Genomic DNA, 13,706 nt, shown 5'->3' with positions numbered 1-13,706 from the left:
CATGTGCTACAGAGCAGATTATACTATAATGCCACAAAGTAAACACTATCATCCGCCCAACTCCGCACAATATTGATACAACATATGAGCTAAATTAAGGAAATCGGAAAGTCTGCCGGTAGCTGTATTATATTTCCCCTGATTCCTTCCGATAAATAATTATCGACGCTTTTCGACATTGAGTGTGCTTCCAGGCAACCTCGGCGGTCGGTGCTACGAAAAGGTCTTCCGAAGAGGAGAATGTGAATGTCTTTAAATCTGCGTACGTTATTTGCAACGGCTTTTGCGGTCATTATTATCCTATTAACGGCGTTGCTCAGCTATGTTATCGGCCACCGGTCTACTCAGTCCGTAGAGATCAGCATTGGCAGCTCTCTGGCAGAAGAAGCCTACCAAATGTCTGAGAAGCTTGATCATTTCATGTGGTCACGTTCCGGAGAAGTCGAGGTACTCAGCAAGCTTAATGCGTTTCAGGAGCCGGTTGACTCCTCAGAGATCAGCGGATTGCTACATCAGCTGAAGAAGAGTCTGCCGGTGTTCACCTGGGTGGGTTTCCTCGATAAAAAAGGGAATGTCCTTTCTTCCACAGATCATATTCTCCAGGGTACGAATGTTAGCCAGAGGCCGGTGTTTCAGGAAGGCCTGAAGGGGACCTTTACCGGTGATGTCCATGATGCGGTGCTGCTCTCCAAGCTGCTTCCCAATCCTACCGGCGAAGCCTTACAGTTTGTGGATGTTAGCGTGCCGGTTATTGACAAGCAAGGCCGGACAAGCGGTGTACTGGCCGCACACCTCAGCTGGGAGTGGTCGCGTGAAGTCGAGGCTTCCATTGTGACTCCGCTTAAGGAGCGCCTGAAGGGCGTGGAAGTGTTTGTAGTCAGCAGGAAAGATGACACAATCCTTCTGGGTCCTGAAGCGCTTGTCGGCAAAAGAATGCCGCAAGAAGTGCTGCAAAAAGCCCGTAGCGGAAATAGCTCATGGATTATTGAACAGGAGCGGAATCAGGACTCCTATCTGACCGGCTACGCATACGGAGACGGCTATCTGAATTACCCCGGGCTGGGCTGGTCGGTTATTATCCGCCAGCCTGCGGATATTGCTTTTGCCTCGGTGCATCAGCTTGAGCGCTTCATTCTGATCAGCGGACTGATCACCGCAGTTGTCTTCGCGGTTATCGGATGGCTGCTGGCCGGATGGATCAGCCGTCCACTGAGGAACATTACCCGTACAGCCGACCTGCTCAGCTCCGGCGCTGATGTGGAGATTCCATCTTCGACCCGGTTCAAAGATGTGGCGATTCTGTCTGCGTCACTGCGCAACCTGGTGAATAATCTGACCAAGACAGAGAACAAGCTGAGCTATATGTCGGATATGGCGCTGCATGACAAGCTTACGGGCTTGCCCAACCGGGCAGCACTGGATGAATTTCTGGCCCATGCGGTCAGCAAAACCAAGCAGAGCCGCACAACGCTTAGTTTCTTATACCTTGATCTGGACGGCTTCAAAAAAATAAATGATACCTGCGGCCATGCAATCGGCGACGCTTTGCTGCAGGAGGTAGCCTTCAGACTGGTGGATTGTACACGTGATAATGAAATCGTAGTCCGGCTGGGCGGCGATGAGTTCGTCATTATTCTTAATACTTCTGCCGGTAAACCTATGAAGGAGGCAGAAATTGTGGCTTCACGGATTATCAGTAAAATCAATTTGCCTATTGTGATCAGAGGTGAGAATCTGCATGTCGGCTGTAGTGTAGGCGCGGCAGTATGGACACCGGACGGGGGCAGCGACATCGTTGAAACCCTGCGGCTGGCGGATGAAGCGTTATACATTTCCAAGCGGAGCGGAAAGAACCGGATTACCTTCGAAGCGGCTTCTTAAGTGATCCAGCGCAAGTTCATATACGCAGCGAATAACCTCTCTCCGTCAAATGACGGAGAGAGGTTATTCGGCATTCTAGTTATAGAGAACTATATGCAAATATGTATCTAACGAATTCAGCGTAATCTCTTGCGTGGCTTAGACCACCATTTAATCCACAGAAATCCTTCGTCATCACGGAAAAACTTAATACCTATCCAACTAAGCGGTGTCCAGAACTCCTTAAAATAATATGACGGCATAGTAAATTAGTCCCTCCGATATAGTTAATTATTACTAGTTTACGCTACGATGGAAGATTTCACAATACTTTTTTTGCTTATAATTACCATATTATGCATTAGCCCGGTTTTTTCAGGACCTCAGGCATATGATGCTAAGGAAAGACATAAACGACGGCACAGGCTGAGGGAGGAATTGCAATGGGAGAGAATGTGGCTGGTTACGGCTATGGCTGTATTGGAACGTCTGCTGCTACCATTTTGGTACTGTTTATCTTGCTGGTTATTATCCTCAGCGTATTTTAGCTGATGCTAACTAGACGAATAACTTAAAGAAGCGCCGGAGCGGGAGCTCTGGCGCTTTTTGCATAAATGACCCTGAAGTATCAGGGATAAGCACAGGCAGCATAACTGAACGAGCATTTAATATAGTAGGAAGGGATGTGATGAAATGACGGATTCTGAGTTTATCAACCGAATGGTCTCCTTTGCCGTGGCTGATATGCACCGCAGTCATATTGCGGCTTCCCTGACAATTGCCCAGGCCGCGCTGGAATCCGGCTGGGGGAACAGCAGTCTGACTGTAAAGGCGAATAACCTGTTTGGCATCAAAGGCAGCGGCCCCGCCGGAAGCTTGTCAATCCGGACTACGGAATATAGGAACGGCCAAGCTGTGCAGGTATCTGCGCTTTTCAGGGCCTACAATAACTGGGGCGAATCTGTGGCTGACCACTCTGCCCTGATTGCCCAGGGCGTATCCTGGAACCGGGCCTTATACAGCAAGGTGATTGGAGCGGACGGCAGAACGGCTTCCAGGGAGATCGCCGCTGCTGGGTACGCGACCGATCCGAACTACGCGTCAAAGCTGATTCAGATTATGGATGCATATAACTTGTATCAATATGATGAGCTGAAGGAGGATGAGGAGATGTCGATTGAAGATAAACAAAGGCTTGCGGCTTTGGAAACGGAGCTTCAGGAGATGCGGGGATTGCTGGCAGGACTTACCGTAAGCCGGGATACGCTCAAAACGGGTGTTCTGGAACAGGGACAGTCAATTAAAGGAGTAGCAGAACGGCTTACCGCAATAGAAGGCCGTGCTGCAGTAAGCACACCTGCCTGGGCAGAGCCGGCGGTTCAGGTAGCGGTAGCAGCGGGACTGCTCGATTCCCCTACAGGAGGAAGCTATGATTTCTACCGGATATTGACGGTGTTGAACAGGGCCGGACTGCTGGTTACCAGGAAGGAGGTGTAGACCTTATGTATAACGATGCGCTTAACAATGTGCTGGCGTTTGCGTCGCTGTTGGCCGTCTTTGTGATGGCGCTGGTTCAACTGGTGAAGAACAGTGTGAACCTTCCGCGCAACGTTGTTCCCGCAGTGGGACTGGGAATTGGTCTGCTGGTCGGAGCTGTAGCCTATCCTTTTACAGACATGAACCTTATTCTGCGTTTATGGGCAGGCGGGCTTGCGGGATTGTCGGCAACTGGATTGTTTGAACTGGCCTTTAACAAGCGTGGAGGGACCACCAAGGAAGATTAAGCAGGCTGCTCGTACTATGGGGAGATGTGCGTTGGCGTTATATCCAAGCAATTCTGGGGACTTGTTAATACACATATATGAAGAAAGGAGGTGCTTGATATGGGAACTTATGTTGATGGAAGAACTTCGCAGAATGCCAGTACTGCCAACTCTATTGCAATACCGATTCTGGTGGTTGATACTCCGCAGCTGTTCGGGCAGATTGGTATTATCACAGAGGGTGTAACCACTAACCCACGAGTCATAATGAAGGGTACTGTAAGTGTACAGCTTCCGCTTGCACTCGTTGGGATTACTATTTCAATCGTTAGAGGAACGTTGCCCACGGATCCTTTAGTGTACTCCGCTACCTCTACTTTCAGCCTTAGTGTGCTGGCTCCACAGGTTATCACCTTCTCTGCGGATGACTTCATTCCGCCGATTACTCCGCAGCTGACTTATACTGCATTTATCTCCTCTAGCCTTCTCGGTACGGTTCGTGTAGGTCCTGAGAGCTTTGACGGAATTCTGGTTTCCGATTAATCCTTAGATTCATGCATCCTGTCCGGTTCGGTTGACCGGGCAGGATGCCCTTGTACATACCCCCAAATTTTGACCGTTTCGCCCAATCTGTTAAGGCATTCTGCTCATATTCTGTTCTGTAGTCATCATTTTGAAGGAGGTAATCTCATGGGTGCAGATTGCGGATACGGTGGTAATGTAGGCGGCGTTAATGTGGTTCCGGTAAGTCCTTGGACTTCAACCGGTGCGATTCTGGTACTTTATATCCTGCTGGTTATTATTCTGAGTGCCTGCTTCTACTAGACCTTAACGTCAATCAGCGCAGTCCTGGGCAAAGGCCTTGGGACTGCGCTTTTTTTCTGATTAGCTATGTCTGGCAGGAATATGCGATAATAGTAGTCATTGTCTTCATGGCAATCAATGCAGTGATGAAAGAGGTGCTTCATGGAAGAGAAGGAATTGGTCTATGCCATACTTAAGCGGATTGAATTGGGCAAGCCGGTCGGTCAGGATGAAATGGGGCTGGAGGCCGCAGAGTATGCCGATATTATGGAGGAGCTTGTGGACAGCCGGATGGTGGAGAATGTGAGCTTCCCGAGAGCCGGCAATGGTACTGTAACTGTCCGGACTACCGGAATGAAGCTGACCCGCCGCGGCCATGATTTTATTCTACTGAAAGAATCGGGCAGAATTTGAATTTACGCTGACTGAGATACAGAATTTGATGTTTCAGCACAAGGGGGCTTGTATGGATATCAGAAAATTGCTGCCCGGCGAATTGCCGCCGATGGATTTGCTGCTGTCCGCCGATCCGTCCGAATCATTGGTGAAGGACTACCTCAAAAGAGGAGACTGCTATATTGCCGTCCAGGATGAGGAGTTATTGGGTGTGTATGTGCTGCTGCCTACCCGGCCGGATACAGCCGAGCTGGTGAATGTGGCGGTTGCTGAAGAGCATCAGGGTCAAGGGATCGGCAAGATGTTGGTGCAGCGCGCCATTGAGACAGCGAGGCAAACGGGCTATACAACTATTGAACTGGGAACGGGGAATTCAAGCTTGGGGCAGCTGGCGTTATATCAAAAATGCGGCTTTCGGATCGTTGGCGTAGATTTTGATTTTTTCACCAGACATTACGCGGAGATTATATACGAAAATGGCATACATTGCAGGGATATGGTGCGGTTATCACAGGACTTGAATGGCGGGAAATAAATTTGGGATTATGTAACTATCTGCCAAATGCTCCGTATAAACAAAAGGATGTGAGTATTGAAGGGAGTTGTAATCCATGAGAAGACCCAAACGATTCTTGTTGTCCATGCTGGCCTGCTCTCTGCTGTTATCAGCGGGCTTTGTCACACCGCGGGTAGCGCAGGCAGCGGATAACAAAGTAACTCTGAGTGTGAACGGTGAAGTATTGAAGTTCCCCGCAGCCGAGGCGCCATATCTGGAGGGTACAATGATCATGGTGCCTGTCCGTCAGGCAGGGGAAGCTTTGGGGTTTGAGACGGCTTACATAAAAGAGAGCTCCAGTCTGCAAATCAAGCTCAGCGGTACAGAGCTCTTGATGAAGCTGGAAGGCGGTCAGTTTATCTTAAATGGAAAGGATACACTTACCATTGAAGGTCAGCTGTTCTGAAGAACAATCGAATTTATGTACCGTTGCCGCTACTGGACGAGATCGGCTATATTACTAAGCCCGGTCCGGGCTCTGGCCAGGCAGAAATAAGCACACCGCAGAATTACACCGAGTCAGTAATGAAGCTGCTTGCTTCCGGCCAGTATGAAGCATTATCAGACCGGTTCTTCAGCACAGAGGTGAGGAAAAACTTGTCGAGTCTTAAACTTCAACAGGTCTGGGAGAGCTTTACTGCTGCTTATGGAGAGTATGGTAAGGTCGATTCGCTGAAAAGCAGCCGTGACAATGGGCGGTATTCTCTGTCCGGTATCGCTGTATTTGCACATGGAAAGCTCACGGTGAAGTTTACAGTCAACAGCAGCGGCCAGATTCAGGGGCTGTGGTTTACTCCGTACGAAGATCCGCAAGCAGCGCCGGAGCTGGCTCTGCCGGCAGGTGTTACCGAAGAAGCAGTTACAGTAGGAGCAGGGACCTCACATCCGCTTAAGGGCATTCTGACTCTCCCCAAAGCAACCGGGAAGCCTTTGCCTTCTGTAGTACTGGTGCACGGTTCAGGTATTTCTGATCTTAATGAAGCAGCATATGCGTACAAGCCCTTCCGTGATATAGCGTATGGTCTTGCAGAACAGGGAATTGCAGTTCTGCGTTATGACAAGCGGGGCTACAGCTATCCGCAGGAATTCATGGGAAGTGCCGCCGCATCGGTTACCGTTAAGGAAGAAACGGTTGAAGATGCCATTGCAGCGGCAGCTCTGCTTAAGCAGGACAAGCGTATGGATGCTGTGCAGGTATATCTTGCCGGGCACAGCCTGGGCGGGATGCTGGGCCCGAGAATTGATGCGGATGGCGGCAACTTCGCCGGGTTAATCCTGCTTGCCGGCTCACCGCGAAGCTTGTGGGAGATTATCTACGACCAGAATATGAGAGTGATCTCCAGGCTGGATGATGCTATTCCTGCTAAGGCAGAAGCCGCTGCCGGCGTGAATGCGGAGCTGGCCAAAGCCAAGGCGCTGTCGGCACTGACAGAAGAGCAGGCCAAAGCTGCTCCGGCTGTGTTTGGTGCAGCGGCGTATTACTTCAAGGAAATGGATCAGCACAGTACCGCCGAGCTGGGCCGGAAGCTTACGAAACCTGTGCTTGTGTTGCAGGGAAGCGATGATTTCCAGGTCTATGCGGACGTGGATTATCCGCTCTGGAAGGATGTTCTGAAGAATAATAGCTTGGCAGAGTTCAAGCTGTATCCGGGCCTGAATCATTTCTTCGTTGATTATGACGGAGCGGGGGCAGGAACACCGGATGAATACAATGTCCCCGGTATGGTCGATGCCCAGGTGATTAAAGATATGGGGCGATGGATTTTGAAGCAGAGCAGGTAGAATAAGAAGCTTGGTTCTGGTACAATCTATTTATTAAGTTTTAAGGAGCGGGATGCATGGATAATGATCTGGCAATGTTGTTAAGATCCGTCATTCGTGAAGAATTAGAGCCTGTGAATGAGCGCTTGGAACGGATTGAGACTGAACAGACCGGCTTGAAGCAGGAAGTTCAATTAGTGAAGCAGGATCAACAGACGCTGAAGCAAGATGTGCAAATATTGAAGCAGGATCAGGAATTGATTAAACGTGCGGTATTGGATACCAATGAACGGGTGATCCGGATGGAGTCCATTCTGGAGAATCAGCATCGGATCATCGAACTGCTGTCGGCACGCTCGATTGAGCAAGAGGCTCTCATTAAACGAATTAAATAAATTGCTTAGTCCGGCACTGCATGGTGCCGGGCTTTTCTTATAGGTTTCCCAACACAAAAAATCGAGGCTCCCTTTCGGGAGCCTCTTTCATGGGAGAGGAGAAACCGGACGAAGAGCTTATGGGGAAACGTAAGCCTGCTCCGCGGTTGTCTACGACATTTTGCGATGTCGATAGTTACATGATGGCCCGGTTGCCGGACTTTTATACATCCATTCTCCAAAACTTCTGAACTGCGCATTGTGACAAAGTCGGACAATCTTTTTATTTCACGGAATAATTGTGGTACTATAGGCTTGGACTTGTGCCCTGAAACGGCATAATAAATAGAGACATAAAAGCAGGTGGATGATCGGTGAGAGTAATATCGGGCACTGCAAAGGGCAGGCCGCTTAAGAGTGTTCCAGGCAATGGCACCCGGCCTACAACCGATAAAGTGAAGGAAGCCTTATTCAGTATGATCGGGCCTTATTTTGAAGGCGGAACGGCACTGGATCTGTATGCCGGTACCGGAGGGCTTGGGATTGAGGCCTTGAGCAGAGGGATGGAAGCCGCCGTATTTGTGGATATGGAGCAGAAGGCGCTCGACACTGTGCGGGCGAATCTAAAGGCAGCCAAGGTGGAGTCGCAGGCCGAAGTCTACCGCAATGATGCCGGAAGGGCACTGGCTGCGCTGGAGAAGCGGGGGAGAGCGTTTGATCTTGTTTTTCTGGACCCACCGTATCGTCTGAAGCACGGGGATGAGCTTATGATGACGATGGCAGCCAAGAATCTGCTGAAGCCTGATGCCGTAATTGTGCTTGAGCATGAATCGGGTTATGAATATCCGGAGAATATACCGGGATTCAGCAGGACACGGCAATCCGTATATGGAGAGACTACGATCTCAATCTATCAGTATGAAGCTGCTCTGCCGGAAGTTGCCGTCAGTGGCGAGGAGGTTAATGATGAGTCTGCAAATTAGAAAAGAGCGTGTGGCAATCTATCCCGGAACCTTTGATCCGGTAACCCTGGGACATATGGATATTATTCACCGTGCAGCGAAACAGTTCGACAGGCTGATTGTGGCGGTGCTGAACAATTTAAGCAAGAATCCGTTATTTTCAGTCGAGGAGCGTACAGAGCTTCTGCGCCAGGCTACAGCGGACATCCCGAATGTAGAGATCGACAGCTTCCGTGATCTGCTCGTTAATTATGTCCGGCAAAAGGATGCACAGGTGATTGTACGGGGTATCCGTACGGTCACCGACTTTGAGTATGAGCTGCAGAATGCATCGATTAATCATAATCTGGATCCCGAAGCAGAAACGATATTTATGATGACCAATCCGAGATATTCCTATCTTAGCTCAAGTGTGGTTAAGGAAATTGCCCACTTTGGCGGGAACGTCTCGGATTTTGTAACGCCTGAAGTGGAACAGGCCATGAAGCTTAAGTTCAAACGGATGGATGGCGGCGCCAAGTAAAAAGCTTTAGAGCTACTGATAAGCTTAGCAGGAGCAGGAGTATTAGTCCCTGCAGACTAAGAATCTGAGGGAACAAGCCCCATATTCCGGTTGCAGAGCCTAAACCGGTTTCCAGACTGTCTGAACCGGTACTGGTGAAGACCGGAAGTACAGCGGCGCGGATATTTACGAGCGGCTTCCAGAGCAGTAGGGTTAAGGCAAAGGCGGTTAGTCCATGCAATAACCGAACTGCAGCAAACGGGAGAAAGCGGACATTCGCCGGTTTAAGCAAAGTCAGCGCCTGAAGCTGGGCGCAGATTCCGCTCCAGGCAAGCAGAGCTGACAGCAAAGCGGGACCGAGAAGACTGCCGGACAAGAACCCTCCAGGGCTGGCCGAATCTGAGGTTACCGCATGGGCACCTAGGTGAATCTCTAGCACTCCGGCAGCCAGCGGAGACGGGAGCTGCGGCAGCAGCCTGGTGATGATGTTAATAACTACTGCGAACATGATCATATAGCCGCCTACGATCATCAGATTCTGGACAGCGGCGGATACAGATTCGCCCAGCACTTTGCCGAAGCCCCGTCCGTCTCTCGCGCGGGCATCCAGTGCCGCCTGATGGATTCGCCCGGGCAAGGATGCTTTTTTGGCGTGCGGGCCGCTGCCTGGCAGTCTGCTGACAGTGGCGGCGGCCCCGCTACTCTTCCGCGTTCCGCTGAAGAGAGCGGATAGCCATCCGGCGGCAAGGCCTGAGAGCCAGTGAATGGCAAGCAGGGCGTATCCGGCTGCCGGACTGTGCAGAAAAGCGGTGCCGACGACTATAAGCAGTGTAACCGGGCTGGCATAATGGACCATGGAGGCCAGCCGTCCGGCATCCTTGTCCGTGATGTCCCCCTGCTTATGCAGCTGCATCACCGCTCCGGCTCCGGCCGGGAAGCCGGCGGTGATTCCGAGCACAAGCGTCCAGCCGCCTGCTCCGGGAAGCCGGAACAGGCGTTTCATCAGCGGCTCCAGCAGGACGCCAATGCCATGCACGAACCCTGAAGCGGTCAGCATCTCTGACAGGATCAGGAATGGCAGCAGTGCCGGGAAGACAAGGGACCACCAGAGCTTCAGTCCCGCAAGGGAAGCCTTAAATGAGGATTCCGGTGCCAAGACGATCGCTATTGCGAGCAGGATCGCAGCCGCCCCTGATAGGAATGGAGCCGAACCCCGGAAGAACCGCCGTATTGTAAAGTTAATCATTAGTAGCATCACCTCTTCATAGCTTAGGACATGGGCAGAGCTTGTTATCAATTTATGCAGGGGAGACAACCATCATGCCACAGCCGGAGAGAAGCTCCCGGCTCCTGGCAGCACATTCCAATGCCGGGGCTGCATGCCGCGGGAAAGAAGGGGAAGAGACTTGAGGCAACAGAAACGCCGTGTGGGTATCCGCGCCACAGCCTACTTATTTACATTTGTGGTCATTCTCTATGTTGCTGTCTTTATGAATACTCCGTATATTGTGTATCAGCCGGGAAGCGCCTCCGAGGTAGCCCCGATGATCAAGGTGGAGAATGCTGATCCCGCGGAGCAGGGCATGTTCATGATGACTACCGTATCTGCCAGTTATGCCAATGTGGCGCTTCTGGTCGCCTCCGTATTTAACTCGAATGCGGAGGTTGTCCTGAAAGAGACCCGCCTGCAGGATAAGACGGAGCAGGAATACGCGGCTGAGCAGGTCTTTTATATGAACAGTTCACAGTCTTATGCTGTACAGGCCGCTTATCATGCTGCCAAAGTGCCGTATGAGGATGTTGTGGATTATTTGTACGTGTTCTCAGTGCCGGACGCAACCAATCAGGGCCAATTTAAGCCGGGCGACAAGATTATCAGTGTAAAAGGACAGCACGCAGCTGATCCGGCGGCTCTGTCTGCCTTGCTGTCTGCATACAAAATCGGCGATACCGTTGAGGTAGTCCTGCAGCGTGGAGGCAAGGAAATTTCCGAGCAGGTGAAGCTGGTGGAGGTTAAGGATAAAGAAACCTCGGCCGGACGGCCTGGCTTCGGGGTTGTTATCGGAGCTGTTCAGAAGGTACAGCCTAAAGAAGAGGGGAAAGGCGTCAGTTTTGTGGATACGAATGTAGGAGGACCTTCCGCAGGATTGATGTTCACCATGGAAATCTATAACCGGCTCACTCCGGGAGATTTGACCAAGGGCCACCGGGTAGCGGGTACAGGTACAATTGATGCTGAGGGAAATGTGGGAGCGATCGGCGGAGTGAAGCATAAGATTGTGGCTGCTGACCGCAAAGGTGCCGAATTCTTCTTCGTTCCAGTCAAAAACTATGAGGAAGCCAAGGCAAAAGCTGACCAGATCGGCACGGACATGAAGCTGATTCCGGTATCGACTCTGTCTGATGCGCTGAAATATATGGAAGAACAGCCGGTCATCAAATCCTGACCGGCGGCTCCAGATAATCGCTGTACAGATCATTTCGTGCGGGATCGGCATAAGCAGCGGCGAACACAGCTGCCGCCTGCAGATCCCGCTCCAGCATAGGATGGGAGAAGCGGGCAGGGCTTGTGACCACCGGAAGTGCCGCGCGCTGCTTCATTTGCTTCAGCAGCCTGCGGCCGCTCTCCCGGAAGCCAAGAACCCGGATATAACCCGGACCCTGGGCCAGTGCGGCCGGGGTCATTTCTTCTTTGCTGTGATTCAGCAAGGTATGAAGCAGCAGACGCTGCAGCCGTGTATGGGTGTAACGTCTGCTCTTCAGCTCCTGCAGAAGACCGGCGACCGTGAACCTGCCGAGCTGGGGAAGGATGCGGAGTATCCGGTTCTCCAGCCCTTCATTCATATCCTGCACCGTTCGCAGCTCAGCGGCTGAGTGTGTGGAGAGCACGTGGCGCAGCGGAGTCTGGAAGTCCTCGAGCGTAACCGGCCCCCGGCCCGCTGCATGCTCTCTCTCCAGGATGGACACGCTATACTCCGGCATGTATGCCGCCGGAGAGCCGCCTTCCCGCAGCAGCCTGCGGATTGCTGTCGCACTGGCAATGGACGACCCGCCCTGCAGCGGGTCGTGGAAGCCCGCGCCGGTCCGCGGCACGGTGAAGGGCCTGATCGCGCTGCCGAGCCGCTGCAGCGCGATCAGGTAGTGCAGGCCGAGGCTGTTGTTCGGCTGCCGCAGCAGCGCCTCGGCATCAAGGGGACTCCCGTTCCCGGCGGGAGTCTCCCCCCAGGCTGCCGCCGCAGCTGCGCTGTATGCGGCGGGGAATCCCGCACCTTGTGCCATGCGCGCGCGGATCTCGTCCTTAAGCGCGCTGCTCTCCTCGGCCAGGAATCCGGCCAAGGGCAGCAGCGCGCCCAAAGTGCCGGCTTCGGAGCCAAAGCACAGGCTGTCCACGACGCCGGTAGCCTCCAGCAGGAATACCGCTCCGAAGGCGAACCATTCCGCCGGCTGTACGGCATAAGCCACCGGCAGCTCAATCACGAGGTCGGCGCCCATATGCAGCGCCATCTCGGTGCGGGCACGCTTGCTGACCGCCGCCGGCTCGCCGCGCTGGGTGAACGGGCCGCTCATGATGACGATGGAGCTTTCGGCTCCGGAGATTCTTTTGGCCTCGCTGAAATGGTGGACATGCCCGTTATGTAAAGGGTTATATTCGGCTATAATGCCTACAGTTGTCACGTTTGCTTCACGCCCTATTCTGGGATATCTGACGATTCGGGTTCCGGATTCAGACTCATTCCTTCCCGTTTTTTGCAGATTTCTTGCATTAAACTTATCTATATCATAAATTGTCTCTGTGCCTGAAACAATATAAAGGAAAAATGGTTGACAAAGTTCGGTAATAATAGGTATAATAAATTTTGTTTGTTTGGAGTGATAACTATGAACATTCACTTTCGCAAATTAGCGAATGCCGACGAGCCCCTGGTCCTCCACGATGTTGTGGATGTCAGTGAGGTTGTCAAAGGGCGCAAGGATATTCTTGCTGTTGCACCACTCTCAGTAGACCTTAAAGCGCTGCCCGCGGGAACCGATAGTGTGAACGTGGTGGGAACACTGAGTGGAGAAGTGGACATGTTATGTTCACGTTGTCTCACGGAGGTTAACAGTAAGCTGAACATTCCTTTCGCTGAGACTTTCAAGTGGCTTAAACAGCCAATTCTTCCGGAAGATGAAGGTGAGGAACTCATTTACATCAAGGATGAGATTGTGGATCTTATCCCCTATGTGGAAGAAAATTTCGTACTGCACTTACCGGATTCGGTATTGTGCAAGGCAGACTGTCTTGGTCTTTGTCAGAAATGCGGACAGAACTTGAACGAAGGCACCTGCAGTTGCGACAACACAGTGATCGATCCAAGACTCGCTGGGTTGAAAGGATTCTTTACCAAGCAAGATAACTAAGAACAAATCCCGGGCTATAACGGGTCAAAACCAAAATCAGGAGGTTGATTAACATGGCAGTACCACAACGCAGAACGTCCAAGACACGCCGTGACAAGCGTCGTACTCACTTTAAACTGGTAGTTCCAGGTATGGTGAAATGTGAACAATGCGGAGAGCTGAAACTGGCTCACCACGTATGCAAAGTTTGCGGAACATACAAAGCAAGAGAGATCATCAAACAATAGTTTGCATATTTGCATATAAGAGTAGCACTTCATCTGCCGGTGAAGTGCTATTTTTTTGGGGATATATGAATTTATATGCTTCACATGATAGTTCATCCTT

General features: G+C 51.5%; 18 protein-coding genes. 16 read left to right on the top strand and 2 right to left on the bottom strand.

Annotated elements, in window-relative coordinates; all coding sequences use genetic code 11:
- The first annotated feature begins 246 nt into the window (after positions 1-246).
- The 13 genes from MKZ24_RS22610 to coaD all read left to right on the top strand — a co-directional run bounded on the left by MKZ24_RS22610 (position 247) and on the right by coaD (position 8,999).
- Positions 247-1,881 (top strand): sensor domain-containing diguanylate cyclase, encoded by a 1,635-nt coding sequence (locus MKZ24_RS22610; RefSeq protein ID WP_340786835.1) that lies wholly within the window; start codon positions 247-249, stop codon positions 1,879-1,881.
- Positions 1,882-2,303: 422 nt separating this feature from the next.
- Positions 2,304-2,408, top strand: coding sequence for a sporulation protein YjcZ (locus MKZ24_RS22605; RefSeq protein WP_197073088.1), 105 nt, complete (start codon positions 2,304-2,306; stop codon positions 2,406-2,408).
- A gap of 145 nt (positions 2,409-2,553) precedes the next feature.
- Entirely contained in the window at positions 2,554-3,357 is an 804-nt protein-coding gene (locus MKZ24_RS22600) for a glycoside hydrolase family 73 protein (RefSeq protein WP_340786831.1), read from the top strand.
- A 5-nt stretch (positions 3,358-3,362) separates the two neighbouring features.
- Positions 3,363-3,644, top strand: a complete 282-nt coding sequence (locus MKZ24_RS22595; RefSeq protein WP_039305999.1) for a holin — start codon at positions 3,363-3,365, stop codon at positions 3,642-3,644.
- 99 nt (positions 3,645-3,743) lie between these two features.
- Positions 3,744-4,166 carry a hypothetical protein gene (locus MKZ24_RS22590; RefSeq protein ID WP_340786826.1) on the top strand — a complete coding sequence of 141 codons (423 nt, stop codon included), beginning with the start codon at positions 3,744-3,746 and terminating at the stop codon, positions 4,164-4,166.
- Positions 4,167-4,313: 147 nt separating this feature from the next.
- On the top strand, positions 4,314-4,448 hold the full coding sequence (locus MKZ24_RS22585) for a sporulation protein YjcZ (protein WP_099052468.1): 135 nt from the start codon (positions 4,314-4,316) through the stop codon (positions 4,446-4,448).
- Between the two features lie 141 nt (positions 4,449-4,589).
- Positions 4,590-4,841, top strand: coding sequence for a YjcQ family protein (locus MKZ24_RS22580; protein ID WP_340786819.1), 252 nt, complete (start codon positions 4,590-4,592; stop codon positions 4,839-4,841).
- Between the two features lie 52 nt (positions 4,842-4,893).
- Positions 4,894-5,358, top strand: a complete 465-nt coding sequence (locus MKZ24_RS22575; protein WP_340786818.1) for a GNAT family N-acetyltransferase — start codon at positions 4,894-4,896, stop codon at positions 5,356-5,358.
- A 76-nt stretch (positions 5,359-5,434) separates the two neighbouring features.
- Positions 5,435-5,785, top strand: coding sequence for a stalk domain-containing protein (locus MKZ24_RS22570; protein WP_340786813.1), 351 nt, complete (start codon positions 5,435-5,437; stop codon positions 5,783-5,785).
- Between the two features lie 119 nt (positions 5,786-5,904).
- Complete coding sequence (locus MKZ24_RS22565; protein WP_340790207.1) at positions 5,905-7,161, top strand: alpha/beta hydrolase; 1,257 nt, start codon at positions 5,905-5,907, stop codon at positions 7,159-7,161.
- A 56-nt stretch (positions 7,162-7,217) separates the two neighbouring features.
- The gene (locus MKZ24_RS22560; RefSeq protein WP_042236102.1) at positions 7,218-7,535 is read left to right on the top strand and encodes a hypothetical protein; all 318 of its coding nucleotides are present in this window, start codon (positions 7,218-7,220) and stop codon (positions 7,533-7,535) included.
- 353 nt (positions 7,536-7,888) lie between these two features.
- On the top strand, positions 7,889-8,497 hold the full coding sequence (gene rsmD, locus MKZ24_RS22555) for a 16S rRNA (guanine(966)-N(2))-methyltransferase RsmD (RefSeq protein ID WP_042236104.1): 609 nt from the start codon (positions 7,889-7,891) through the stop codon (positions 8,495-8,497).
- Complete coding sequence (gene coaD / locus MKZ24_RS22550; RefSeq protein ID WP_156123140.1) at positions 8,481-8,999, top strand: pantetheine-phosphate adenylyltransferase; 519 nt, start codon at positions 8,481-8,483, stop codon at positions 8,997-8,999. The genes rsmD and coaD overlap by 17 nt, the downstream gene beginning before the upstream one ends.
- Here coaD and MKZ24_RS22545 read toward each other — a convergent pair.
- Positions 8,971-10,224 carry a nucleoside recognition domain-containing protein gene (locus tag MKZ24_RS22545; protein ID WP_042236108.1) on the bottom strand — a complete coding sequence of 418 codons (1,254 nt, stop codon included), beginning with the start codon at positions 10,222-10,224 and terminating at the stop codon, positions 8,971-8,973. The two genes, coaD and MKZ24_RS22545, sit on opposite strands and share 29 nt — an antisense overlap.
- Positions 10,225-10,384: 160 nt before the next feature.
- Here MKZ24_RS22545 and MKZ24_RS22540 point away from each other — a divergent pair, with 160 nt between their 5' ends.
- The gene (locus MKZ24_RS22540; protein WP_340786807.1) at positions 10,385-11,425 is read left to right on the top strand and encodes a YlbL family protein; all 1,041 of its coding nucleotides are present in this window, start codon (positions 10,385-10,387) and stop codon (positions 11,423-11,425) included.
- On the opposite strand, the gene MKZ24_RS22535 is transcribed toward MKZ24_RS22540, so the two are convergent.
- On the bottom strand, positions 11,415-12,653 hold the full coding sequence (locus tag MKZ24_RS22535; RefSeq protein ID WP_042236110.1) for a nucleotidyltransferase: 1,239 nt from the start codon (positions 12,651-12,653) through the stop codon (positions 11,415-11,417). The genes MKZ24_RS22540 and MKZ24_RS22535 overlap by 11 nt on opposite strands.
- 204 nt (positions 12,654-12,857) lie before the next feature.
- Between MKZ24_RS22535 and MKZ24_RS22530 the strand changes: the two genes are divergently transcribed.
- Complete coding sequence (locus tag MKZ24_RS22530; protein ID WP_039307410.1) at positions 12,858-13,379, top strand: YceD family protein; 522 nt, start codon at positions 12,858-12,860, stop codon at positions 13,377-13,379.
- Positions 13,380-13,432: 53 nt separating this feature from the next.
- Entirely contained in the window at positions 13,433-13,606 is a 174-nt protein-coding gene (rpmF, locus tag MKZ24_RS22525) for a 50S ribosomal protein L32 (RefSeq protein ID WP_019911234.1), read from the top strand.
- Positions 13,607-13,706: the final 100 nt, after the last annotated feature.

The organism is Paenibacillus sp. FSL R7-0297, from assembly GCF_038009025.1.
Classification (GTDB): domain Bacteria; phylum Bacillota; class Bacilli; order Paenibacillales; family Paenibacillaceae; genus Paenibacillus_AQ.
The sequence above is the reverse complement of the archived record's forward strand: the minus strand, read 5'-3'. Positions and strand labels throughout refer to the sequence as shown.